Below are 24,522 nucleotides of genomic sequence, written 5' to 3' on the forward strand. Positions count from 1 at the left end.
AATTATTGCGTGACCGGGGGCGGCTGCTTCAATGACAATCGGCGCCTTTAGCCCGGTTGTTGTGGTACGGGATGTCACTGTGGGGAGGTTTCGATGCCAGGGTTGCCGCCGGACGACGAGTTGCAGCTGCAGGACGAGGTTCTGCTGGCCGAAGTGCGCGATGCCTTCGGGGTTATCCGTGTGGTGCAGATCGGCGCCTACCGCTTTCTCGAGTTCGGCGATGCCATCGAGCAGAGCTGCGTGTTCCAGGGCGATCCGAGCTGGCTGGAGTACGATTACACCCGCGCCATGCTGCTGGGCGCGCTGTGCCACGATGAGCCGGAAACCGCGCTGTTCCTGGGGCTGGGTGCCGGCAACCTGACCCAGGCTTGCCTGAAATTCCTGCCGCTGGAGGACGTCGAGGCCATCGAGCTACGACCGGACGTGCCGCGCCTGGCCATGGAGTTTCTCGGGCTCGACGACGATCCACGGCTGACCATTCGCATCGGTGATGCCACCGAGCTGCTCGACAGCGCGGAAACCGCTGACCTGATCTTTCTCGATCTGTACACCGACCAGGGGCCTGGTGTCGGGCATCTGGCCTGGCGCTTTCTCGAGCGCTGCCGCGAAAAACTCAACCCGGGCGGCTGGCTGATCATCAACCAATGGGCAGGCAACGACGGCAAGCCGCTTGGCGCGGCATTGCTGCGTGGCCTCTATCACCGACACTATTGGGAGTGCCCGGTGAAGGAGGGCAACGTGGTGCTGCTGATCCCCGCCGACCTCGAGCAGAGGCTGGACCTGGGACGCCTGCAGATGCGTGCCGGCGAGCTGGCGCCCCGTCTGGGTTATTCGCTGCAGCCGCTAATCGCGGCCTTGCGCCCGGCGACCTGATGCGCCGCCCGGCGTAAACCAGCGGCGAACAGCCTTCCGGATATTTAAAGGCTATGTCTGAGTTAAGTGTTGGGGGGCAAAGGCCCGTAGGGTGGGCTTCAGCCCACCACCGACGGTCAGCGTGGGCTAAAGCCCACCCTACAAGGCTGATCGCGGCCTTGCGCCCGGCTACCCGCCGCCCGGCGTAAAAACTGCGCAAAGCTCTAGAAAAGCCCCTGCGGGGGACATGTAAGGATAAAAAACAGCACCTTGGTCAGGAATTTTCCGGTATGATGCGCGCCGGCCAATTTTCTGGCCACGTTCAGGTAGTGCAACTCGCCCGGGAAATTAACACCCGGCAGCCAGTCCCCAGCGGACTATCCTTGACGATTCACTTTCATCACGTTTTCGCAAATCCCCGCCGACCAGGCTGCCAGGGTGACCCAAAAGGTCTTACACGGCATGCGCAGCTTTGGAACATGGGTCTTTGCGGATGCACTTGAGGCAGACCCATGACCCAGGAAATCGGCGGCTTCGCCGCGCTCGGACTTCACTCCAATATTCTCGCCGCTCTGACCGCCGTTGGTTACGAAGAGCCGTCTCCGATCCAGTCGCAGGCCATTCCGGTGATCCTCGCCGGCCACGACATGATCGGCCAGGCGCAGACCGGCACCGGTAAAACTGCCGCCTTCGCACTGCCACTGCTGTCGAAGATCGACCCGGCCAAGCGCGAGCCGCAGGTACTGATCCTGGCGCCGACTCGCGAGCTGGCCCTGCAGGTTGCTACCGCCTTCGAAACCTATTCCAAGCAGATGCCTGGCCTGAATGTCGTTGCCGTATATGGCGGCGCGCCGATGGGCCCGCAGCTCAAGGCCATCCGCCAGGGCGCTCAGGTCATCGTCGCCACGCCGGGTCGCCTGGTCGACCACCTGCGTCGCGACGAGAAAGTGCTGTCCACCATCCAGCACCTGGTGCTCGACGAAGCCGACGAAATGCTCAAGCTGGGCTTCATGGACGACCTCGAAGTGATCTTCGAAGCCATGCCGGAAAGCCGCCAGAGCGTGCTGTTCTCCGCGACACTGCCGCACTCGATTCGTGCCATTGCCGAGAAGCACCTGCGCGAACCGCAGCACATCAAGATCGCTGCCAAGACCCAGACTGTCTCGCGTATCGAGCAGGCGCATCTGATGATCCACGCCGACCAGAAGACCAACGCCGTGCTGCGTCTGCTGGAAGTCGAGGATTTCGACGCGCTGATCGCCTTCGTGCGTACCAAACAAGCCACCCTGGACCTGGCCAGCGCCCTGGAAGCCAAAGGCTACAAGGCGGCTGCGCTGAACGGCGACATCGCCCAGAACCAGCGCGAGCGCGTGATCGAATCGCTCAAGGATGGCCGCCTGGACATCGTCGTGGCGACCGACGTGGCTGCCCGTGGCATCGACGTGCCGCGCATCACCCACGTATTCAACGTCGACATGCCGTACGACCCGGAGTCCTACGTGCACCGCATCGGTCGTACCGGCCGTGCCGGTCGTGATGGCCGTGCGCTGCTGCTGGTGACGCCGCGTGAGCGTCGCATGCTGCAGGTGATCGAGCGTGTCACCGGGCAGAAGGTCGGTGAAGTCAAACTGCCGAACGCCCAGCAGGTGCTCGATGCTCGCATCAAGAAACTGACCAACAGCCTGGCGCCGCTGGTGGCCGATGCCGAAGCCAGCCACGGCGATCTGCTCGACCGTCTGACTGCCGATATCGGCTGCAGCCCACGTGCCCTGGCCGCTGCGCTGCTGAAAAAGGCTACCAACGGCCAGGCCCTGGATCTGGCCACTGTCGAGCGCGAGCAGCCACTGGTGCCGGGCGCTGGCGGCGCTCCGCGTGAGCGTCGTGAACGTGACGGCGAGCGTTCTGAGCGTGGCGGTGATCGTGGTGAATTCCGCGAGCGCCGCGCGCCGGTGCCGCTGACCGAAGGTCGCGTGCGTTGCCGCACTGCACTGGGTACTCGTGACGGTATCGCCGCGAAGAACCTGCTCGGTGCCATCCTCAATGAGGGTGGCCTGGCTCGCGAAGCGATCGGTCGTATCCAGATCCGCGAAACCTTCAGCCTGGTCGAGCTGCCGGAAGACGGTCTGGACCGCCTGCTGGGCAAGCTGAAAGATACCCGCGTGGCCGGCAAGGCTCTGAAGCTGCGTCGCTACCGCGAGGATTGATCCCGCGGGCCTGATGGCTCATGGCAGGATCAACGAACGCCGCAACCCTTATCGGGTCGCGGCGTTTTTGTTTGTGTAAGGGCAGATGAACAGGCCGTTGAAAAACGTAGGCGACGACTGCATGGATGCAGGAGGTAGAGCGAAGCAGGAAGCCCGAGCCGAGGCAGCCAGTGCAATACCGATGGCGGCCCCGCAAAAACAGGCGAAAAAAGCACTGGGCCCGCACTCGGGTTTACGAGTTGTAAATGAGCACTTGATTCGCTTCGCTCACCCCTTCGGGGCCGCGCTAAAGCGCGTTCAGTCTGCGACTGTGAGCCTGTTTTTAACGCAGCAATGGCAACGCAGGTAGTTTTTCAGCAGCCTGTCAGCCGGTTTCGCTGAGATTGGCCTTGGGCGCCAGGCGATCGAACACCTCCGGCGTCAACGCCGCTTCACCCGCTTCGTCGAGCACTTCGCGTGGTCGCTCACTGCCGGGGATGCTACTGTCGAGCATGCTCAGCAGCTGCGCGCCGCGCGCGGTGAGAATGAAATTTTCGCCGTTGCCACCTTCGTCTTCCGGGCGTGGTTCGATAAAGCCGTTTTGCAGCAGGCGCGCTTCGTAGCGTGCAGCCTCGGCGCGCAGATGGTTGAGATTGTCCACGGGGTCGCCGGCATTCTCATGCTCTTCGGCCAGGTCTTCGGCGTAGCGACGCGGGGCGAAGGGTTTGCCGGCGGAGTTCTGTGCCTCGTGCAGCAGGCGTTCGATCAGGTCCCAGTCGTGCTTCATGGCGGTCTCTCCCTATGCGATGGGCTTATAGAGTCCGACTTCAGCAACGCACTACGGTTCGACCTGAATTCTGCGAGCGGAGTACACAAAGCAAAACGCCCCGAACCAGTCGGGGCGTTCTGGGTGTTTCGGCTGCCGTGATCAGGCGCGGCGACGGAACAGCGGTTGCGGCTGATCGGCCGAAGCCTGGTAAACCTCGCTGTAGTCCTCGAAGGCTTTCAGCGCATCGTACGGATCCTTGTCCGCGCGCACGGCGAAGGCATCGAAACCGACACGCTTGAGGGCAAACAGCTGGTCGCGCAGCACGTCGCCAATGGCGCGAACTTCGCCCTTGTAGCCGTAGCGGGTACGCAGCAGGTAGGCGGTAGAGGAGTGGCGGCCATCGGTGAAGGCAGGGAACTCCAGGGCGATGACCTGAAAATGCGCCAGGTCATCGACGATTTCCTCGATCTCGTCGCCGGCTTCCAGCCATACGCCAAGACCGCCGTCGCGGGCCTTGAGGGCGTGCGCATGCTCGCGCCACAGGGCCAGTGGGACGATGATGTCGTCGCAGTTGGGGATGACGTCCAGGGTCACGTCCTTGGCCAGCAGGTGCCAGGTCTCGTCGACCACCTGACCGTTCTTAATGATTCGCTGCATAGACGCGCTCCTTGAACGGATCGATACCGACGCGGCGGTAGGTATCGAGGAAGCTTTCTTCTTCGGTGCGTTGCTCGACGTAGACCTTGATGATCTTGTCGATCACATCGGCCATGTCCGCTTCGGCGAAGGATGGGCCGAGGATCTGCGCCAGGCTGGCGTCACGGCCGGCGCTGCCGCCGAGTGATACCTGATAGAACTCCTGGCCTTTCTTGTCGACGCCGAGAATGCCGATATGGCCGACGTGGTGGTGACCGCAGGCGTTCATGCAGCCGGAGATGTTCAGGTCGATATTGCCGATGTCGAACAGATAGTCGAGATCGTCGAAACGACGCTGAATGGCTTCGGCGATCGGGATCGACTTGGCGTTGGCCAGCGAGCAGAAGTCGCCGCCCGGGCAGCAGATGATGTCGGTCAGCAGGCCTACGTTCGGCGTGGCGAAACCTTGTTCGCGCAGTTCACCCCACAGAGCCAGCAACTGACGCTGCTCGACGTCGGCGAGGATGATGTTCTGGTTGTGGCTGTTGCGCACTTCGCTGAAGGAGTAACGGTCGGCCAGGTCGGCGATGGCGTCGAGCTGCTTGTCGGTGACGTCGCCCGGCGCCACGCCGGTGGGCTTGAGCGACAGGGTCACGGCAACGTAGCCAGGCTTCTTGTGGGCGAAAGTGTTGCGCTCGCGCCAACGGGCGAAGCCCGGATGTTCGGCGTTCTGCTGGGCGAGCAGGGCGTCTTCGTCCTGCAGGGTCAGATAGGCCGGATCAACGAAGTGTGCGGCAACGCGGGCGACTTCGGCTTCGGTCAGGGTGGTCGGGCCGTCCTTGAGGTGCGCCCACTCGGCGTTCACGCGCTCGGCGAACACCTCGGGGGTCAGCGCCTTGACCAGAATCTTGATACGCGCCTTGTACTTGTTATCGCGACGGCCATAGCGGTTGTACACGCGCAGGATGGCGTCGAGATAACTGATCAGGTGCTGCCAGGGCAGGAATTCGTTGATGAAGCTGCCGACGATCGGGGTACGACCCAGGCCGCCGCCGACGGAAACGCGGAAGCCCAGCTCGCCGGCCTCGTTCTTCACTGCTTCCAGGCCGATGTCATGCACTTCGATGGCGGCGCGGTCGCTCACGGCGCCGTTGACGGCGATCTTGAACTTGCGCGGCAAGTGGCTGAATTCGGGATGGAAGGTCGACCACTGACGAATGATCTCGCACCAGGGGCGCGGATCGACGATCTCGTCCTTGGCCACACCAGCGAACTGGTCGGTGGTGGTGTTGCGGATGCAGTTGCCGCTGGTCTGGATGGCGTGCATCTGCACGGTGGCCAGCTCGGCGAGAATCTCCGGCACGTCTTCCAGGTCCGGCCAGTTGAACTGTACGTTCTGCCGGGTGCTGATATGGGCATAGCCCTTGTCGTAGTCGCGGGCGATCTTGGCCAGCATGCGCACCTGGGTGGACGACAGCAGGCCATAAGGCACGGCCACGCGCAGCATGGGCGCGTAGCGCTGGATATACAGACCGTTCTGCAGGCGCAGCGGACGGAATTCCTCGCCGCTCAGCTCTCCGGCGAGGTAGCGGCGGGTTTGATCGCGGAACTGCTTGACGCGATCCTCGACGATCTTTTGATCGTACTGGTCATATACGTACATGAAGGGTCCTGTTTTCAGGCTACTTACTGCCAATCAGCGCGCACGGCCGCGCACTCCCCGAGGAGCCGGGGCACGATACCAGCTCAGGTTTATGCGTAAAAGTGATGTTTGAATATATAAACCTTGGTTTAAGGAATAAGACTGCCCCAGAGCATAACCATATGGTTTGAGCGATGGCCAAGGCTGGTCTTAAATGCAGTGTGCATCACCCAAAAGCACAAGAAGAGGGGGAACCATGACCGAGCACACTGAAGTGGAAAATTCCGACAGCGTTATCGATGCCTGGGCGATCTTTTGCCTGATCCTGATTGCGGTAGGTACGGCGGTCTTCTGGGTCAGCGGACAGTGAGGGCGAAGGCCGATACGCATTAGCGGTCGGCCTTTTGTCATTTGCGCCCTATACTGCGCCCCGGTTAATTGGGGAGGGGTGCAGTGATCAGGTGGGTGTTGGGCCTGTGGCTATTACTGTGCTGCGCATTGGCGTCAGCACAACCCCGTGCGCCGTCTGTGATCTTCCTCAATCCCGGCTATTCCGACGAGCCGTTCTGGACCGATTACACCCGCTATATGCAGGACGCCGCAGGCGACCTCGGCATCGACCTGAAAGTGCTTTACGGCGAGCGTGATCCAGCGCGCATGCTGAGCAATGCCCGCCAGGTTCTCGATGGTGAGCACCCTGATTATCTGATTTTCACCAACGAGCAGTTCCAGGGGCCTGTGCTGCTGCGCCTGTTCGAGGCCAGCCAGGTTCGCCTTTTCGCTTTGCACAGCACGCTCACCGACGAGCAGCAGGCGCTGATCGGTGGCAGCCGCGAGCGTCACCGCAACTGGCTGGGTAGCCTGGTGCCCAATGATGAAGAGGCTGGTTACCTGATGGGGCGCGAACTGATAGCGCTGGCTAAGGGGCAGCCGGCCGAGCTGCTGGCGTTTTCCGGGGTCAAGCAAACGCCGTCATCGATCTTGCGTCTGGCCGGTTTGCAACGTGCGCTGAACGAGGCGCCGCATGTGCGTCTGGTGCAGGCAGTGCACGGCGAGTGGCAGGAACAGCGCGCCTATGAGCAGGCGATGAGTCTGTTGCCGCGCCATCCGGATGTGAGCCTGGTCTGGTCCGCGAACGATGCAATGGCATTCGGCGTGATGCGTGCGGCTGATGAGCAGGGCAGAGACCTGCGCTATGCAGCCCTGAACAATTCGGCTCGGGTGCTGCAGGCGCATATCGATGGACGAATTGATGTTCTGGCGAGCGGCCACTTCATTCTGGGTGCCTGTGCCCTGGTGATGCTCAGTGACCATGCCGGTGATCTGGATTTTATCGAGCGCGGCGGCCAGGACCAGGTGGCATCGCTGCTGCGCCTGCTCGACAGGGCGCAATCGCAGAAACTGCTGGCACGCCTTGGCCAGGCGGACATCGACATGGACTTTGGCCAGTTCAGCGCGTTGACTCAGCCCCAACAGCAGCGCTACGACTGCTCGATAGCATCCCTGCTGGACTGATCAACCAGTCGCCAGGTGCAGGATCAGTTTCACCGTCACCAGCAATACGATCACGAACAGGGTGGTGAACAGCACCCCGAGCAGAATGAAATGGCTGGGCTTGCCGCGACTGAAGTCGCGGCTACGGTTCTTCGCGCTCTGCACGCCAAGGGCGGCGGCCAGCACGCTCTGCAGCATTTCGCGCAGGGTCAGCGGGGCCTGCTGGGGGTCTTTGTCCTGATCGCTCATGGTCAACCTCTCCGTCGATCCTGCAAGCATAGTCCGCAATCGACGCGCCGGCATGAGGGGCTAGGCTGGCCGCGGCGAATCAGGCAATCTGCCCAAGCGCTGACCACCGACCTTGACCATGCCTGACGATCTCTTTCCTGACGACGCCGCACAGACCGAGCGCACCCGCGAGACCATCCTGCGCTACCACCTGAGTTGGAAGCACCGCGACCTTGATGCGGTAATGGCGCTGTATCACCCGGAGATCGAGTACAACGACTTCTACCAGCAGCGCTGCATGCGCCTGGGTGAGCTGCGCGAGTACGTCGAGAACAACCTGCCGCGCCGCCCGGGCGAACTGCTGGAGCACGTCGACCGCATCCGCATCGACGGTCATACCGCCTTCATCCAGTACTGCGCCAGCTTGCAGGGCGGGGAAGGGCTGGTGTCGTTCCGCACCGGTGAAGCCATCACCGTGCGCGACGGGCTGATCTGGCGGATCAACGAATACGCCACCCTGGTGCATGAGGTGCGTGGCACTGGCGAAGCGGCCAGTTCGCGCCCGGCCATCAGCCGCCTGGGGCTGTCGACCCGCCAGCTCGGTCAACTGGCGCAGGACCTGCAGGACTACTTTCAGCGTAGCCAGCCCTTTCTCGACCCCGAACTGGATCTGCAGCAGGTGGCGGCAGCGACGGGTTACAGCCGCAACCAGATATCCCATCTGCTCAATCAGGTGCTGGGCGAGAGCTTCTACCGCTACGTCAACCGCGCCCGCCTGCAGTACTTGCTCGATGGCTTGCAGGCGGGAAGCGACCTCAAGCGTATCGACGAGCTGGCCTTTGCCGCCGGCTTCAACTCGTTGTCGGCCTTCTACAGCTGCTTCAAGCGCCACACCGGGCTATCGCCCACGGCCTACCTCAAGCAGGCTTCCTCGCGGGCACGCACGCAAGACAGCGACTGATCGCCCCAACTAGCCTTGTGTCATCGATTGATGACGGAGGCGTGGATGAATTCCTGGCGCAACATCAGTCTGTGGATGGATCAGCTCGATGATCCGCTGCAGGCGCGGCCCAGCCTGCAAGCCCAGCTGCACGCCGACGTGGCGATCATCGGCGCGGGTTACACCGGCCTGTGGACGGCCTATTACCTCAAGCGCCAGGCGCCGCAGCTGCGTGTGGTGATCGTCGAGGCCGAGACCGCCGGCTTCGGTGCGTCCGGACGCAATGGCGGCTGGTTGATGGGCAACCTGCTCGGCGAGGATCGTCTATTGGCCGGTGTGCCAGCGTCAGAGCGCAAGGCGGGCTTCGACCTGCTGCACGGCATCCCCGATGAAGTGGCCTCGGTGGTCGCCCGTGAAGGCATCGACTGCGATCTGCGCAAGGGCGGCGTGCTGTATTGCGCGGCGCGCTACCCGGAGCAGGAAGTGCGTCTGCGTGATTATCTCAAGGAACTGCGTGCGCTAGGCCTGAGCGAAGACGACTACCGCTGGCTACCGCCGAGCGAACTGGCCCCCCAGTTGCGCGTGGCCAATGCCTACGGCGCGCTGTACAGCCCGCATTGCGCGACGATCCAGCCGGCCAAGCTGGTGCGGGGCCTGGCGCGCTGCGTCGAGGACCTGGGTGTCGAACTCTACGAGCGCAGCCCGGTGATCGACTGGCAGCCCGGCCTGGTGCGTACCGCTCACGGCCTGGTCACGGCTGACTGGGTGGTGCCGGCCATCGAGGGGTACGCCGCCAGCTTGCCGCCGTTGGGTAACCACCAGTTGCCGGTGCAGAGCCTGATCGTTGCCACCGAGCCGCTACCGGCGGATGTCTGGGCCGGTATCGGCCTGGAGCGCGGGCAGGCGTTCAGCGAATTCAGCCGTCAGGTCACCTACGGCCAGCGCAGCCTCGATGACCGTCTGATCTTCGGGGCACGTGGCGGCTACCGCTTTGGCGGGCGCCTGCGCAGCGATTTCAACCTCACCGACGACGAACTGGGTCTGCGCCGTTACCTGATGGGGGAAATCTTCCCGCAGTTGCGCAACGTGCGTTTCACCCATTCCTGGGGCGGCAACCTGGGTATGGCGCGGCGCTTCCAGCCGCACATGCTGCGCGACACCCGCAACCGCATCGCGCTGTCTGGCGGTTATGGCGGCGAGGGCGTCGGTGCCGCCAACCTGGGCGGGCGCACCCTGGCCGATCTCATTCTCGGTCGGGACAGCGAACTGCTGCGCCAGCCCTGGGTGCTGAGTGATAGCCCGATTTCCAGCCTGAGGCGCTGGGAGCCCGAGCCCTGCCGCTGGCTTGGCTACAACGCCATCATCCGCAGTTTCGTCCATGAGGACGAAGTCCTCGCCAACCCGCGCAGCCCAGCCTGGCGCCGGCGTCTGGCGCAAGCGGTGGCGGCGCGTATGGAAAGCCTGATGGGCTGAGTGAATGTCAGCCGTTCCTTTATCCGGAGTACCAATGAACATCACCCATTTTCGCAACACCCCCAACGTCGCTCTGGATGAGTCCAATCCGGTCGCCGTCCTCCTGAGCGAGCCGGTGGCGATCACGTCGACCACCAGTGTCGAGCGCAGTGATGGCGTGGAAACCGGTATTTGGGAGTGCACGCCGGGGCGCTGGCGCCGGCAGATCCTGCAGCAGGAGTTCTGCCACTTCGTCGCCGGACGTTGCACCTTCACCCCGGACGGCGGCGAGCCCATCGAGATTCGCGCCGGCGACGCCCTGATGATGCCGGCCAATACCCTTGGCATCTGGGACATACAAGAAACGGTGCGCAAGACCTATGTGCTGATCTTCTGAATCAGCCCCTTTTCAGTACTGCCTAGAACAACAACTCACGAGGTATCCCATGCTGAAGAAACTCCTGCCGTGCCTGATCCTGGTCGGCACCGCTCATGCCGCTGATAGCGTGCGCATCTACAACTGGACCGATTACATCGCCCCGGACACCCTCAAGCAGTTCGAAAAGAGCAGCGGCCGGGGTACCCATTACGACGTCTACGACAGCAACGAGACGCTCGATGCCAAGCTGATGGCCGGTCGCTCTGGTTATGACGTGGTGTTCCCCTCCAACCATTTCATGGCCCGGCAGATCCAGGGCGGTGCACTGAAGAAACTCGACCGCAGCAAGCTGCCGAACTGGAACAATCTCAATCCGGTGCTGATGAAGGCGCTGGAAGTGAACGACCCGGGCAACGAGCATGGTTTCCCTTATCTCTGGGGCAGTACCGGGATCGGCTACAACGTCGACAAGGTGCTCGCGGTGCTGGGCGATGACGTGAAGATGGACAGCTGGGACGTCCTGTTCGACCCGGCCAAGCTGGCCAAGCTCAATGAGTGTGGCGTCGCCATCCTCGACAACGGTCCGGAAATGCTACCGATCGCCTTGCATCACCTGGGCTTGCCACATCACAGCAAGAACCCCGAGGACTACAAGCGCGCCGAAGCGCTGCTGATGGAAATGCGCAAGAACGTGCGCTACTTCCATTCATCCAAGTACGTCGGTGACCTGGCCAACGGCGAGATCTGCATGGCGGTCGGCTTCTCCGGCGACATCATGCAGGCTGGCGCCCGCGCCGCTGAGGCGGGTAACGGGGTGAAGATCCAGTACGAGATTCCCAAGGAAGGCGCGCCGATCTGGTTCGACATGGTGGCCATGCCGGTCGATGCCGGCAACGAGGAGGGTGGTTATGCCTACATGAACTACCTGCTGCAGCCAGAAGTGATGGCGGCCATCAGCAATCATGTGAAGTACGCCAATGGCAATGCCAAGGCCGATGGTTTGGTCGACCCGGCGCTGAAAGCCGACCCGACCGTGTACCCGCCGGAGGCGGTGATGGACAAGCTGTACACCCTGGAGGCCATGCCGCTGAAGATCGACCGGGTGCGCACGCGCATCTGGAGCAAGGTCAAGAGCGGCGTATGAGCGCTGGGCTCCCGCCTTCGCGGGAGTGACCGTGAGTTTTTCAGAACCTCCTGATGCAGCTCTGAAACAAAAAAAACGCCGCAAGCCTTTGCAGGTTCGCGGCGTTATCTTTTCCTGTAGGAGCGAGCTCTGCTCGCGAACAAAAAGCGCAGGCCTCGCTCCTACGACAAGATCATCCCGGCATCAGACCTTGAAACGGCCCAGCAGGCGATCCTGCTGGCCAACCTGTTCCACCATAGAGCCGCACTGACGCACCTGCTGTTCGGCGCCGCCAGCCAGTTCGTGGCTGATGTCACGGATGTTGGTGGTGTTGCGGTTGATCTCCTCGGTGGTCGCGCTCTGCTCCTCGGCTGCGGTGGCGATCTGCAGGTTCATGTCATTGATGCGGGTGATCGCCTCGCGGATGCGGCCGAGCATGTCGTTGGCTGCGCCAGCGTCTTCGGCCGTCTTGCTGGCCGTATCGCGGCTCTGCTGCATGCGGCTCTCAGCTTGACGCACACCGCCTTGCAACTGGTCGATCATCTGGCGGATTTCCTGGGTGGCTTGCTGGGTACGCGAAGCCAGCGAGCGCACCTCATCGGCCACCACCGCAAAGCCACGACCCGATTCACCGGCACGCGCCGCTTCGATGGCAGCGTTCAATGCCAGCAGGTTGGTCTGTTCGGCGATGCTGGTGATCACCTGCAGGATCGACTCGATGTTGTGGCTGAGCTTGGCCAGCTCGTTGATGGCGTGGCTGGTGCCATCCATCTCGTCGGCCAGATGGCGGATCGCTGCGCTGGATTGCGACACCACGCGCACGCCATTCTCTGTCTCTTCGTTGGCGGCAACGGCGGCCTGGGCGGCAGCCTGGGCGTTGCTCGCCACTTCCTCGGCGGTCGAGGCCATTTCCTGCATGGCAGTGGCCAGCTGATCCAGCTCTTGCAGCTGTTCCTGCAGGCGGCGCGCGGCCTGTTCCGACTCGTTTGAGGTTAGGGCCGTGCTTTCGCGGACCTGGCGCGAGCTGCCCATGACGTCACCGATCAACGTCTGCAGAGTTTGCAGGAAGCGGTTGAATTCCTGCGACAGCTCGCCGATCTCGTCATTGCTGGTGATCGCCAGGCGGCGCGTCAGGTCACCTTCGCCGCTGTTGATCTCACGCAGCGAGGTGCTCAGCAGGCTCAGCGGCTTGAGCAGGCTGTTCATCAGCAGGCCCAGCACCACCAGGCTGATGGCCACGCCGACCACGGTACCGACCACTGCCAGCCAGGTCAGGCGGTTGGCTTCGGCCATCACCACGCTCTCGTCCAGCACCACGCCGATGTACCAGTCCATGCCGCGCAGGTTGGGCAGCGGGGTGAAGGAAACCAGCAGGCTCTTGTCGCCGGCATCTACTTCGCGCAGCTCCTTGCCCAGCGCCGGGCTCTGACCATCGAACAGCGCGCTGTAGGACTTGCCGTTGAACTCGGCATTGGGGTGGGAAATGATGTTGCCCGAGCGACTGAGCAGGAAGGCGTAGCCGGCACCATTGAAGTCCAGGGTGTTGACCGCATCGGCCACCGATTGCAGGCGGATGTCGCCACCGAACACGCCGAGGAACTGGCCAGCGTCGCTGATCCGGGCCACGGCAGAGATGAGAATTTCATTGGTGGTGGAGTCGACATAGAGTTCGGTCAGCACTGCCTGGCTGCCAGCCTTGCCGGTTGCATACCAGGGGCGCTTGCGGCCGTCCCAGTCGGCGCTGGGTTTCCAGTCGGCGCTGTTCTTGATGGGCTTGCCATCGGCTTCCAGCGCGCCGAAGACCAGGATGAATTCACTTTTCAGCAGCGGTGAATCGAATACACGCTGGTTCTCTTCAGGGCTGTAGTTGCTGTCGATTGTCTGCGACATCAGGTCGATCAGGCGCAACTTGGCGTTGAGCCAGTTTTCGATCTGTCAGGCCAATGCATTGCTCGATTCGGCAATGCTCGACTCAACCTGATTGCGCAGGGTGTCGCGAACCTGGCTGACCTGGGATAGCGACAGCAGGCTGGTGGTAAGGAACAGCACGGTAGCGGCCGCGATACCGACCTTGTGGGCGATTTTCATGAATGGGCTCCTGGGCACCAAGACGACGGGGCTGCATCCATGCAAGGCAGTTGTCTACAGGCAAATACAGTGCCGGCTTTTCGCCAGCGGGACGTGTGGTCTCTCTGTACGCTTTTGTATCGGCGCTCAGGTGCCGTTCTTGAGCTTTCTGTGCAGGCGGCTGGTGTTGATCACATCCACCGCGCGGGCGCGCAGTTGACCGCAGCCACCGTCGACATCCTGGCCAGCCGAGTTGCGCACTTTGGTCAGCACGCCACGGCTGTGCAGGTAGCGCACCATCTCGACGATGCGCTCGCCGTCGGGGCGCTGGTAGTCGTCGGCTTCCAGGCTGTTGTAGGGGATCAGGTTGAGCACGGCGAACTTGCCTTTGAACAGGCGCAGGATGTTATCCATTTCTTCCTGGCTGTCGTTGATGCCTTTGAGCAGCGTCCACTGATACTGAATCGGGTAGTCGATGGTGCGAGCATAGGCTTCGCCCAGCTCTACCAGCTCTTCAGGATCGATGCGCGGTGCCTTGGGCAACAGGCGCTGGCGCAGTTCGGCGTCAGTGGTGTGTAGCGACAGCGCCAGGGCAGGGCGCACGCGTTGCTTGGGCAGGCGCTCGAATACCCGCGGGTCGCCTACGGTGGAAAACACCAGGTTGCGCTGACCGATACCGCCCTCGGTGCCGAGCAGATCGATGGCCTCAAGCACGTTGTCGAGGTTGTGCGCCGGCTCGCCCATGCCCATGAACACCACTTTCTTCACCGGACGAAAGCGTCGACCCAGGGCGACCTGAGCGACCATCTCGGCGCTGCTGAGCTGGCGCAGCAGGCCGCTCTTGCCCGTCATGCAGAACACACAGGCCACGGCGCAGCCGACTTGGCTGGAGATGCACAGACCATCGCGCGGCAGCAGTACGCTTTCCACCATCTGTTTGTCCGCCAGCTCCACCAGCAAGCGAGCCGAGCCGTCGGCGCCAGGGTGTTCGGAGCGCAGGCGGGCCAGTGCGTCCAGTTCGCTGGCGATAACTGGCAGCCCTTCACGTACTGTCAGCGGCAGGAAGTTTTCGGTCTTCTGATGCTTGGTGCCGGTGTCCAACGGCTTGCCCTGCAGCCAGGCACGGGTAATCCGCCCGATATGCTGGGGTTTGGCGCCAAGGTCGGCGAGGCGTTGGTTGAGTTCGGTGAGCTGCATGGGGCGCGCATGCTATCACTTGGCCGTGGGGGCGACCACGTCGAAGCGCAGCGCGCCGATCATCTGCCCGGCTTCGGTGACTACCCGCACCTGCCAGCGGCCTTCGGGCGAGGCGGGGAAGTTGAGTTTGTGCGTCCAGGCGCGATAGCCCTCCTTGCGCCCACCGTTGATGTCCAGGGCAATGCGGTCGACTTCCTGACCGTTGTGCTGCCAGACGTGGTAGATGCGCTCGTTGAGGCCGCGTGGAGCATTGATCGAGGTGTAGGCGTAGAGCCCGTCATTGAGCAATTGCTCAGGGCTGATCTGCCGCAAGCTTTCGCCTGGCGTGCGCTGCGCGCCATCGAAGTGATCGCTGATCGCTACCTCGGTCAGCCACAGCGTTGCCGGTGGCACCCAGACTCGCGCCATCCAGCCGGCGCTGGCCATCGCCAGAGGCAGGGCAGCCAGCAACACAATGCGTCGCCAACCAGCGAACCCGATCAAGCCGGGCAGGCTTGGTAACGCCAGTACCGTGGCAACCGCCAGGGCGATCCGGTAGCTCTGCGGTGTGCTGAGGTGAAAGATGATCGGCAGCGCGGTAAGCAGCACTGTGAACAGCGCCAGGCTGTGAAGGATCAACAGCAGCCAGCGCCGCGGCGCCAGCCAGCGGTAATAGATCGGGTCGGTGATCGAGGCCAGTGCGGCGACCGCCAGCAGGCCGCTGAACAGCAACTGCCCGCTGTTCCAGGTGGTGGTGATGAAGAAGAACGGCAAGACGAAGAACAGACTTTCCTGGTGGATCATCTGCGTGCCGTAGCGCAGCAGCGGCAATGGCAGTTCGAAGCCGAAGCGCCGGGCAATTCGTTCGCGCAACAGGTTCTCGAGAATCAGCCAGACCCAACTGACCAGCAATACCACGCCGAGCACCTTGGCCAGATGCGCCTGGCGGTCGACCAGAAGAAAACTGGCCACGCCCGAGCAGAAGCCGAACAGGGCGACCAGGCCTGGGTAACGGCGCAGCAGGGCGATCAGCGTGGGGATGCGGTCGAGTACGACTTTCATGGCAGCAGCAAATGGCAGTATTGGGCGCGCATCCTAGGTAGCCCGAGCCTTGGCTGCAAGCGAGTCGTCAGCTGCGCTGGCGGTGCCGGGCTGCTTGCGGCACTATTGCGCCCCCGTTTCACCACCGAGTCCGAAAACGATGAAATTCATCCATCAACGTGAGCATCTGGAAGAGGGCGATCTGGTGGTCATCCAGTGTTCGCAACCCTGCAACATCCGCCTGATGAACGATGCCAACTTTCGCGCCTTCAGAAACCGTGGTCGTCACAGTTATCACGGCGGCGCCTTTATCAAGTTCCCAGCGAAGATCCGCGTGCCCTCCGGTGGTTTCTGGAACATCACGCTTGATACCGTCAGCCGTCGTGCGGTGAGCGTGACGCGCAAGCCGCAGATGGAATACAGCATCAAGATCGTTCGTCGCCCGGGCGCCTGATTCCGATGCGAACCTCATGTCAGGCGAGACGCTGAAGAAAAAGACTAAACGCGGCCACGCCGGAAGAGGTCAGAGCTGATGAACCCACAAGAAGGAGAGTCAGCATGCTGAAGTTTCTCGGAGGCACCGTCGGTATCATTTTCATCATCGGCCTGATCGTGGTGGTGGGATTGCTCTCACTGATCTTCTAGGCAGTTGTCAGCCCCGCTGCGCGCAGCGGGGCTGAACGCATTCAGAGCCGCTTGCGCAGGTTGCCCTGGTGCTGTTCGCAGGTCATGAATCCCTTGCTGTCGACCCGGCCGTTGACGTCGAAGTCCACGTAATAGGGCTGCTCCAGGCCATCTACATTCAGCACATAGTTGTTGCAGGTGCCGCCTGTGACGCTATTGCGCACGTCCGAAGAGGGTGGCCCGCCGAGGGTGCGTACCTGCTCCTGAGTCATGCCGTGGTCGACCTGCTTGACCAGTGGCTCATTGCGAAAGGTCACGTAATCGGCTGGGTTCTCGATAGTCGAGCAACCGCTCATCACGGCTGCCACTGCCAGTACTGCAAGGCTGTGCTTGTACATGTCATCGCTCCGTCGAACGAGCCGAAGTGGCTCGGTAAGTCTTGGAGCATTGATCAGGCTTGGGAGTTCGTGTTTTTTGACAATCGGCGCGAGTCGACTCGCGTTCGCTGCCGTATGAATGAAAAGAGCCCGCGATTGCGGGCTCTTTTGCGTCAGTCGTCGTAGCCCAGGTTGGGCATCAACCAGCGTTCGCTGACGCTGATGTCCTGCGCCTTGCGCTCGCTGTAGCTTTCGATCTGATCCTTGTCGACTTTGCCGACAGCGAAGTACTGAGCCTCGGGGTGGGCGAAGTACCAGCCACTGACTGCTGCTGCCGGGAACATGGCGTAGTGCTCGGTGAGGAACACGCCGCTCTTGCCGGCCTTGTTGTAGTCCGCCTCGGGATCGAGCAGCTTGAACAGCGTGCCTTTCTCGGTGTGGTCCGGGCAGGCCGGGTAGCCAGGCGCAGGGCGGATGCCCTTGTAGGTTTCCTTGATCAGCTCCTCGTTACTCAGGTGCTCGTCCGGCTGGTAGCCCCAGTGCTCTTTGCGCACGCGCTCGTGCAGCCATTCAGCGCAGGCTTCGGCCAGACGGTCGGCCAGGGCCTTGACCATGATTGCGTTGTAGTCGTCGCCCTTGGCCTCGTAGGCCTTGGCAACTTCCTCGGCGCCGATGCCAGCGGTGGTGATAAAGCCGCCCACGTAGTCCGTCACGCCGCTGCTTTTCGGCGCAACGAAGTCGGCCAGGGACAGGTTCGGCTTGCCGTCCGGCTTGATGGTCTGCTGGCGCAGGTGGTGCAGGGTGGCGAGCTGTTCGCCGTTGTCCCCGTAAACCTCGATATCGTCGTCACGCACCTGATTGGCAGGCCAGAAGCCCAGAACCGCGCGGGCCTTGATCAGCTTCTCGTCGATCAGTTTTTTCAGCAGTTCCTGGGCATCGGCGAACAAGGTGGTGGCTGCTTCGCCGACCACTTCGTCGGTGAGGATGCGCGGGTATTTGCCAGCCAGATCCCAGGAGATGAAGAACGGCGTCCAGTCGATGTACTCGGCCAGTACGTTGAGGTCGATATCGTCGAGCACCTTGACACCGGTGAAGCTCGGTTTCGGTGCGCTATAACCGGTCCAGTCGAACGTCGGCTTGTTGGCGACGGCGTTGTCGTAGCTCAAGCGCTCGGTGCGGGTCGCGCGGGCGGCGGTGCGCTCGCGCACCACTACGTACTCGTCGCGGGTCTTCTGCACGAAATCGGCTTTCAGCTCCTTGGACAGCAGCTGGGTGGCCACGCCCACGGCGCGCGAGGCGTCGGTGACGTAGACCACGGCATCGTTGCTGTATTGAGGGTCGATCTTCACCGCGGTGTGGGCCTTGGAGGTGGTCGCGCCGCCGATCATCAATGGCAGGGTGAAGCCCTGGCGCTGCATTTCCTTGGCGACGTGGACCATCTCGTCCAGCGACGGGGTGATCAGCCCGGACAGGCCGATGATGTCGCACTTCTCGGCGATGGCGGTCTGCAGGATCTTCTCCGCCGGCACCATCACGCCGAGGTCGACGATGTCGTAGCCGTTACAGCCCAGCACCACGCCGACGATGTTCTTGCCGATGTCGTGCACGTCGCCTTTCACGGTGGCCATCAGGATCTTGCCCTTGGCTTCCGGCTTATCGCCTTTTTCCGCTTCGATGAACGGGATCAGGTGCGCAACTGCTTGCTTCATCACCCGCGCAGATTTGACTACCTGGGGCAGGAACATCTTGCCCGAGCCGAACAGGTCGCCGACCACGTTCATGCCGCTCATCAGCGGGCCTTCGATAACCTCGATGGGCCGCGCGCACTGTTGGCGGCACTCCTCGGTGTCTTCGACGATAAAGGCGGTGATGCCTTTTACCAGCGCATGCTCCAGGCGCTTGTCGACTGGCAGCGAGCGCCACTCTTCGTTCTCGACTTCCTTGGTCGCGCCGCCGCCACGGTAATTGTCGGCGATGGCCAGCAGGGCGTCGGTACCGCCTGGCGTGCGGTTGAGCACCACATCCTCGACGCGGTCGCGCAGCTCCTTGGGAATCTCGTCGTAGATTTCCAACTGGCCGGCGTTGACGATGCCCATGGTCAGGCCGTTCTGGATCGCGTAATAGAGGAACACCGAGTGGATCGCCTCGCGCACCGGGTTGTTGCCACGGAACGAGAACGACACGTTGGACACGCCGCCCGAGCTCAAGGCGTAGGGCAGGTTGTCGCGAATGAAGGCGCAGGCTTCGATGAAGTCCACGGCGTAGTTGTTATGTTCCTCGATGCCGGTGGCCACGGCGAAGATGTTCGGGTCGAAGATGATGTCTTCCGGCGGGAAGCCCACTTCGTTGACCAGAATGTCGTAGCTGCGCTGGCAGATTTCCTTCTTGCGCGCGGCGGTGTCGGCCTGGCCGACCTCGTCGAAGGCCATCACCACCACGGCGGCGCCGTAACGCTTACACAGCTTGGCGTGGTGCTTGAACTGCTCGACGCCTTCCTTCATGGAAATCGAGTTGACGATGCCCTTGCCCTGAATGCACTTCAGGCCCGCCTCGATCACTTCCCACTTGGAGGAGTCGATCATGATCGGCACGCGGGAAATGTCCGGCTCTCCGGCGATCAGGTTCAGGAAGCGAACCATGGCCGCCTTGGAGTCGAGCATGCCCTCGTCCATGTTGATGTCGATCACCTGGGCGCCGGCTTCCACCTGCTGCAGGGCGACCTCCAGCGCTTCGGTGTAGTTTTCCTCGCGGATCAGGCGGGCGAACTTGGCCGAGCCGGTGATGTTGGTGCGTTCGCCGACGTTGACGAACAGCGACTTGCGGTCGATGGTGAACGGCTCGAGGCCCGACAGACGGCAGGCCTTGGGAATCTCTGGAATGGCGCGGGGCTGGTATTTGGCCACTGCTTCGGCAATCGCCTGGATATGCGCCGGGGTGGTGCCGCAGCAACCGCCGATGATGTTGAGAAAGCCGCTGGCGGCGAACTCTTCGACCACCGCGGCCATTTCTGCCGGGCTCTCGTCGTATTCACCGAAAGCGTTGGGCAGGCCGGCGTTGGGGTGGGCGGACACATGGGTGTCGGCCTTGTTCGACAGCTCTTCCAGGTACGGGCGCAGGTCTTTGGCGCCAAGGGCGCAGTTCAGGCCGACGGAGATAGGGTTGGCGTGCCGTACCGAGTTCCAGAAGGCTTCGGTGGTCTGGCCAGACAGGGTGCGGCCGGAGGCATCGGTGATGGTGCCGGAAATCATGATCGGCAACTCGACGGCGTCTTCGTCGAACACCTGCTGCACGGCGAAGATCGCCGCCTTGGCGTTGAGGGTGTCGAAGATGGTTTCGATCAGGATCAGGTCGGCGCCGCCAGCGATCAGACCGCGGGTGGCTTCGGTGTAGTTCTCGACCAGCTCGTCGAAGGTGACGTTGCGGTAGCCAGGGTCGTTGACGTCCGGGGAGATCGAGCAGGTACGGCTGGTCGGGCCTAAAACGCCGGCGACGAAGCGTGGGCGATCCGGGGTTTCCAGGGTCTTGGCGTCGGCCACTTCACGGGCCACGCGGGCACCGGCCAGGTTCAGCTCATAGGCCAACGACTCCATGCCGTAATCGGCTTGCGACACCTGGGTGGCGTTGAAGGTATTGGTTTCCAGAATGTCGGCGCCGGCATCCAGATAAGCCTTCTCGATGGCGGCAATGATCTGCGGCTGACTGAGCAGCAGCAGGTCGTTGTTGCCCTTGACGTCGCTCGGCCAGTCGGCAAAGCGCTCGCCACGGTAGTCGGCCTCTTCCAGCTTGTAGCTTTGGATCATGGTGCCCATGCCGCCGTCGAGGATCAGGATGCGCTCCTTCAGGGCTTGCTGGAGGGCTTGGAGGCGGGCGCTGCGATCGGACATGAGAACTACCTGAGCAAAGCGGAAACAAAGGTGCGCGATGATAGCAAAGCTGCAGGGTTTTGGAGCGTCAGCGGGCTTTCCATGAATTTCATTCATGTTGCTAGGCTCGCCGTCTCGTTAGAATTGCCAGCATTGCAATCAAGGACGTGGCCATGCTCAAGCCCGCTGCTCTGTTTCTCCTTTCTTTCGCAGCCGGCCTGGCCCGCGCGGAAGCGATTTCCTATATCGACGATGTTCAGCCGATCCTCACCCACAAGTGCGTAGCCTGCCATACCTGCTACGACGCGCCGTGCCAGCTCAATCTCGGCAGTGCTGAAGGCATCCTGCGCGGTGCCAGCAAACAGCCAGTCTACGATGGCACGCGCAGCCAGGCGCAAGCGACTACCCGACTTTATCTGGACGCACAGGGCGAGGCGGCCTGGCGTAAGCGCGACTTTCATTCGGTGCTCGATGACGAGAACGGCCAGGCAGCACTGATCAAGCGCATGCTGGAGCTGGGCCGCAGTCAGCCATTGGAGCCCAATGCCAAGCTCCCAGACACGCTCGATATCGCCATCACCCGCAGCAATAGCTGCCCATTGCCGGGTGAGTTCGCCGCCTACGCGCAGAAGAATCCCCATGGCGGTATGCCGTTCGCTGTGACGGGCCTGGACGATGCTGAATATGCCACCCTTGAACAGTGGCTGGCGCAGGGTGCACCGGTCGCCGAGCAGCCCCTGAAGCCCAGCGCCATCGAGTTGCGCCAGGTCGAGCAGTGGGAGAACTTCCTCAACGCTCCCGGGGCGCGAGAGGATCTGGTTTCGCGCTGGTTGTATGAGCACCTGTTCCTTGCCCACCTGCATTTCGAGGGCGGTGAGCCGGGGCATTTCTTCCAGATGGTGCGTTCTCGTACCCCCAGCGGCAAACCCATCGACCCCATCGCAACGCGCCGTCCCAATGATGATCCGGGCACCGAGTTCTATTACCGCCTATGGCCGATCCAGGGTGTGATCGTGCACAAGACGCACATCACCTATCCGCTGGGCGACGCCAAGCTGGCGCGGGTGAAGGAGCTGTTCTTCGGTGAGGACTGGACGCTGGATGCTGTCCCCGGTTATGGCGCACAACGCCGCGCCAACCCCTTCGAAACCTTCGCCGCGATTCCGGCGCGCGCGCGCTATCAGTTCATGCTGGATAACGCCGAGTACTTCGTGCGCACCTTCATCCGTGGTCCGGTGTGCCGCGGGCAGATCGCCACTGACGTGATTCGCGACAACTTCTGGGCCGTGTTCCAGGCGCCGGAGCACGATCTCTATATCACCGATGCCAAGTACCAGCGCGAGGCTACGCCGCTATTGGCCATGCCGGGTCAGTTCGATGATGTCGGCGATCTGCTGGGCCTGTGGCGCGACTACCGCAACAAGCGCAATGATTACGAGGACTTGCGCAAGGATGCCTACGCCGACGCTCCTGCTGCCGATTGGGCGCATATCTGGAGCGGCAACGACAACGCGTTGCTGTCGATCTTCCGTCAACACGACAGCGCTTCGGTACGCAAAGGCCTGCTCGGCGAGATTCCGCAAACCCTCTGGTGGCTGGACTATCCGCTGCTCGAGCGCACCTACTACCAGTTGGTGGTCAATTTCGACGTGTTCGGCAACGTCTCGCACCAGGCACAGACGCGGTTGTATTTCGATCTGATCCGCAATGGCGCCGAAGTGAACTTCCTGCGTCTGCTGCCGGCGCGCTCGCGTGAGGCTTATCTGGACGACTGGTATCAGAACAGCGGCAAGTTGAAGATGCTGCTGGACTACACCTCGGTCGACCATCGTTCGCCGAGCGCCATTGGCCTGAGCGGCAACGATCCGAAGAAGCAGTTCGCCGAGCAGCTCCTGCAGCGTTACACCAAGCTCAATGCACGCCCTGACCCAATCAACCGCTGCACGGGCGCGCATTGTTATCGCGACGGCTTGCCCAAGGAGCTGCAAGATGTCGAGCAGACGCTGGCGCGCTTGGCCAGTCGCCCGGCGGGCGGCTTGCGGGTGATCGATGAACTGCCGGAAGCGACCATGCTGCGGGTGGAACTGAGCGACGGCTCGCGCGAGATCTACAGCCTGCTGCGCAACCGCGCGCACAGCAACGTGGCGTTCATGTTGGGAGAGGAGCTGCGCTATCAACCGCGCCTCGACACCCTGACCATCTACCCGGAAGTGCTCAGCAGCTACCCGAATTTCCTGTTCACGGTCAAAGCGAGTGAAGTGGATGCCTTCGTCAAGCAGATGGAAGGTGTCAGCGACGCAAAATCCTTCGAGCGTATCGTCGAGCGCTGGGGTGTGCGGCGTAGCCATCCGGAGTTCTGGCGCTATTTCCATGACCTGGCCGAGCACATCCGCGAAACCCAGCCGTTCGAGGCCGGGGTGCTGGACATGAATCGCTACCAGAACTTCTAGCCGCGCCCCGAAAGCCAGGCGCCGCAGGGATTGATGTCTCTGCGGCGCTGCTTGGGGCCCGCCCGTCGATCCCGGTTAGGTGCCATCGACCTTTCGCCTACCGCTGCGGTCGGACGCTGAGGCTGCCTGATTCCAGGCCGCTCGGTTTCGATCTTGGCGACAGGGGGAATAGCGGTTCCATGCTGGTTTCAGTACAGGCTTTACGGGCGCTGGCAGCCTGGGTTGTGGTTTTTCATCATGTCATGCAGGTGTTCTTCGATTTTCAGGCCGACAGCTTCGTCGGTCGTCTGTTTGCCGAGCGGGGCGCCGTTGGTGTCGACATCTTCTTCGTCATCAGCGGCCTGGTGATCTATCTCTCCACTCAAGGCAAGCGCATCACGCCCTGGCGCTTCATGCTCAATCGCGTACTGCGTATCGTCCCGGCCTATTGGCTCTACTCGCTGATGGCAGCGCTGATCATCGCCTTTGCCAACCCGGTGATGCCGGTGCAGGAATTCGACCTGCATCATCTGCTGCTCTCGCTGTTCTTCATTCCCGCCGAGAACCCGGGAGGGTTCGGTCTCTATCCCACGCTCAATGTCGGCTGGACGTTGAATTACGAGATGTTTTTCTACCTGCTGTTCGCCCTGACTTGCATCTTCACCGAGCGCTTGCGCCTGGTGTTCATCGTCCTCAGTCTGACGGTGTTCGGCCTGCTGGCCACGCAGCCATGGATGAGCGACTTCTACCGCAACAGCATCGTCTATGAGTTCGTCTTCGGCATGGGACTGGGCGTGATCTACACGCGTGGCTGGATTCGTCAGGGCTTCTGGCTGCCACTGTTGGTCATCGCCGCATCGCTGCTGACCATCTACCACTTCGACAACTCCATGCGCCTGCTGCACTGGGGCGTGCCGAGTGCGCTGATCGTAGCTGCCTGCATTGCGATGGAGCCCTGTTTCCGGGGCAATTGCCTGCTCAGTCATATGGGCGATTGCTCCTATTCGGTGTATCTGCTGCACGTGATCGTACTGTCGCTGGGCTGGTACCTGCAGGCCCGTCTGGGGCTCGCCCCGGCCCTGGTCATCGCTGCCTGCATACCGGTGATCGCGTTGGCCGCCTGGGGCAGCTACGAGTTGATCGAAAAGCGCTTTTTCGTGCGCGCCAAGCTCTGGATAGGGCAGCGAACCGACTCGGGAAAGCTGCAGTCGTTATCCTGAGTAAATTAGTAGGACTATATTCAGGCC

At 62.1% G+C, this 24,522-nt stretch carries 20 protein-coding genes and 1 pseudogene; 10 read left to right on the forward strand and 11 right to left on the reverse strand.

Going from position 1 to position 24,522, the window contains the following annotated elements; genetic code table 11:
- Window positions 1-93 precede the first annotated feature (93 nt).
- Both CXP40_RS01065 and CXP40_RS01070 read left to right on the forward strand, forming a co-directional pair.
- Window positions 94-873 carry a spermidine synthase gene (locus CXP40_RS01065; protein WP_106732248.1) on the forward strand — a complete coding sequence of 260 codons (780 nt, stop codon included), beginning with the start codon at window positions 94-96 and terminating at the stop codon, window positions 871-873.
- 491 nt (window positions 874-1,364) lie between these two features.
- Window positions 1,365-3,056 (forward strand): DEAD/DEAH box helicase, encoded by a 1,692-nt coding sequence (locus CXP40_RS01070; RefSeq protein WP_106732249.1) that lies wholly within the window; start codon window positions 1,365-1,367, stop codon window positions 3,054-3,056.
- 364 nt (window positions 3,057-3,420) lie between these two features.
- Here the strand turns inward: CXP40_RS01070 and CXP40_RS01075 are convergent, their stop codons facing one another.
- From CXP40_RS01075 to CXP40_RS01085, 3 genes are all read right to left on the reverse strand, one after another.
- Complete coding sequence (locus tag CXP40_RS01075; protein WP_106732250.1) at window positions 3,421-3,822, reverse strand: transcriptional regulator; 402 nt, start codon at window positions 3,820-3,822, stop codon at window positions 3,421-3,423.
- A 141-nt stretch (window positions 3,823-3,963) separates the two neighbouring features.
- The gene (locus CXP40_RS01080; protein ID WP_017676940.1) at window positions 3,964-4,461 is read right to left on the reverse strand and encodes a DUF934 domain-containing protein; all 498 of its coding nucleotides are present in this window, start codon (window positions 4,459-4,461) and stop codon (window positions 3,964-3,966) included.
- Window positions 4,445-6,103, reverse strand: a complete 1,659-nt coding sequence (locus CXP40_RS01085) for a nitrite/sulfite reductase (protein ID WP_092375266.1) — start codon at window positions 6,101-6,103, stop codon at window positions 4,445-4,447. The genes CXP40_RS01080 and CXP40_RS01085 overlap by 17 nt, the downstream gene beginning before the upstream one ends.
- A gap of 465 nt (window positions 6,104-6,568) precedes the next feature.
- Here CXP40_RS01085 and CXP40_RS01090 point away from each other — a divergent pair, with 465 nt between their 5' ends.
- Entirely contained in the window at window positions 6,569-7,597 is a 1,029-nt protein-coding gene (locus CXP40_RS01090) for an ABC transporter substrate-binding protein (RefSeq protein ID WP_106732481.1), read from the forward strand.
- Here CXP40_RS01090 and CXP40_RS01095 read toward each other — a convergent pair whose 3' ends face one another.
- Window positions 7,598-7,825, reverse strand: coding sequence for a DUF2970 domain-containing protein (locus tag CXP40_RS01095; protein ID WP_075747618.1), 228 nt, complete (start codon window positions 7,823-7,825; stop codon window positions 7,598-7,600).
- Window positions 7,826-7,943: 118 nt separating this feature from the next.
- Here CXP40_RS01095 and CXP40_RS01100 point away from each other — a divergent pair, with 118 nt between their 5' ends.
- The 4 genes from CXP40_RS01100 to CXP40_RS01115 are packed head-to-tail and all read left to right on the forward strand — an operon-like array spanning window position 7,944 to window position 11,719.
- On the forward strand, window positions 7,944-8,765 hold the full coding sequence (locus CXP40_RS01100) for an AraC family transcriptional regulator (RefSeq protein ID WP_106732251.1): 822 nt from the start codon (window positions 7,944-7,946) through the stop codon (window positions 8,763-8,765).
- 45 nt (window positions 8,766-8,810) lie between these two features.
- Complete coding sequence (locus CXP40_RS01105) at window positions 8,811-10,217, forward strand: FAD-binding oxidoreductase (protein WP_106732252.1); 1,407 nt, start codon at window positions 8,811-8,813, stop codon at window positions 10,215-10,217.
- 34 nt (window positions 10,218-10,251) lie between these two features.
- Entirely contained in the window at window positions 10,252-10,593 is a 342-nt protein-coding gene (locus CXP40_RS01110) for a cupin domain-containing protein (RefSeq protein ID WP_106732253.1), read from the forward strand.
- A gap of 49 nt (window positions 10,594-10,642) precedes the next feature.
- Window positions 10,643-11,719: a polyamine ABC transporter substrate-binding protein gene (locus CXP40_RS01115; RefSeq protein WP_106732254.1), complete on the forward strand. Its 1,077-nt coding sequence runs from the start codon at window positions 10,643-10,645 to the stop codon at window positions 11,717-11,719.
- Window positions 11,720-11,902: 183 nt separating this feature from the next.
- On the opposite strand, the gene CXP40_RS24165 is transcribed toward CXP40_RS01115, so the two are convergent.
- The 5 genes and pseudogenes from CXP40_RS24165 to CXP40_RS01130 all read right to left on the reverse strand — a co-directional run bounded on the left by CXP40_RS24165 (window position 11,903) and on the right by CXP40_RS01130 (window position 16,003).
- A complete protein-coding gene (locus CXP40_RS24165; RefSeq protein WP_371916922.1) occupies window positions 11,903-12,730 on the reverse strand; it encodes a methyl-accepting chemotaxis protein in 828 nt (275 codons plus the stop codon).
- Between the two features lie 30 nt (window positions 12,731-12,760).
- Window positions 12,761-13,630, reverse strand: a pseudogene (locus CXP40_RS24170) (cache domain-containing protein); the annotation flags it as partial.
- A gap of 3 nt (window positions 13,631-13,633) precedes the next feature.
- A complete protein-coding gene (locus tag CXP40_RS23880; protein ID WP_256579202.1) occupies window positions 13,634-13,786 on the reverse strand; it encodes a hypothetical protein in 153 nt (50 codons plus the stop codon).
- A gap of 126 nt (window positions 13,787-13,912) precedes the next feature.
- A complete protein-coding gene (locus CXP40_RS01125) occupies window positions 13,913-14,962 on the reverse strand; it encodes an RNA methyltransferase (protein WP_106732255.1) in 1,050 nt (349 codons plus the stop codon).
- 15 nt (window positions 14,963-14,977) lie between these two features.
- Complete coding sequence (locus tag CXP40_RS01130; protein WP_106732256.1) at window positions 14,978-16,003, reverse strand: DUF5924 family protein; 1,026 nt, start codon at window positions 16,001-16,003, stop codon at window positions 14,978-14,980.
- Between the two features lie 139 nt (window positions 16,004-16,142).
- On the opposite strand from CXP40_RS01130, the gene CXP40_RS01135 reads away from it, so the two are divergent.
- Entirely contained in the window at window positions 16,143-16,436 is a 294-nt protein-coding gene (locus tag CXP40_RS01135; RefSeq protein ID WP_074914993.1) for a DUF1883 domain-containing protein, read from the forward strand.
- A 232-nt stretch (window positions 16,437-16,668) separates the two neighbouring features.
- Here CXP40_RS01135 and osmE read toward each other — a convergent pair whose 3' ends face one another.
- Window positions 16,669-17,004 carry an osmotically-inducible lipoprotein OsmE gene (gene osmE / locus CXP40_RS01140; protein WP_099524055.1) on the reverse strand — a complete coding sequence of 112 codons (336 nt, stop codon included), beginning with the start codon at window positions 17,002-17,004 and terminating at the stop codon, window positions 16,669-16,671.
- A 152-nt stretch (window positions 17,005-17,156) separates the two neighbouring features.
- The gene (gene metH / locus CXP40_RS01145) at window positions 17,157-20,867 is read right to left on the reverse strand and encodes a methionine synthase (protein WP_106732257.1); all 3,711 of its coding nucleotides are present in this window, start codon (window positions 20,865-20,867) and stop codon (window positions 17,157-17,159) included.
- 152 nt (window positions 20,868-21,019) lie between these two features.
- Between metH and CXP40_RS01150 the strand changes: the two genes are divergently transcribed.
- Both CXP40_RS01150 and CXP40_RS01155 read left to right on the forward strand, forming a co-directional pair.
- Window positions 21,020-23,296, forward strand: a complete 2,277-nt coding sequence (locus CXP40_RS01150; protein WP_106732258.1) for a fatty acid cis/trans isomerase — start codon at window positions 21,020-21,022, stop codon at window positions 23,294-23,296.
- A 179-nt stretch (window positions 23,297-23,475) separates the two neighbouring features.
- Window positions 23,476-24,495 carry an acyltransferase gene (locus tag CXP40_RS01155; RefSeq protein ID WP_106732259.1) on the forward strand — a complete coding sequence of 340 codons (1,020 nt, stop codon included), beginning with the start codon at window positions 23,476-23,478 and terminating at the stop codon, window positions 24,493-24,495.
- Window positions 24,496-24,522: the final 27 nt, after the last annotated feature.

The organism is Pseudomonas sp. YY-1, from assembly GCF_002843095.1.
Taxonomy (GTDB): domain Bacteria; phylum Pseudomonadota; class Gammaproteobacteria; order Pseudomonadales; family Pseudomonadaceae; genus Aquipseudomonas; species Aquipseudomonas sediminis_A.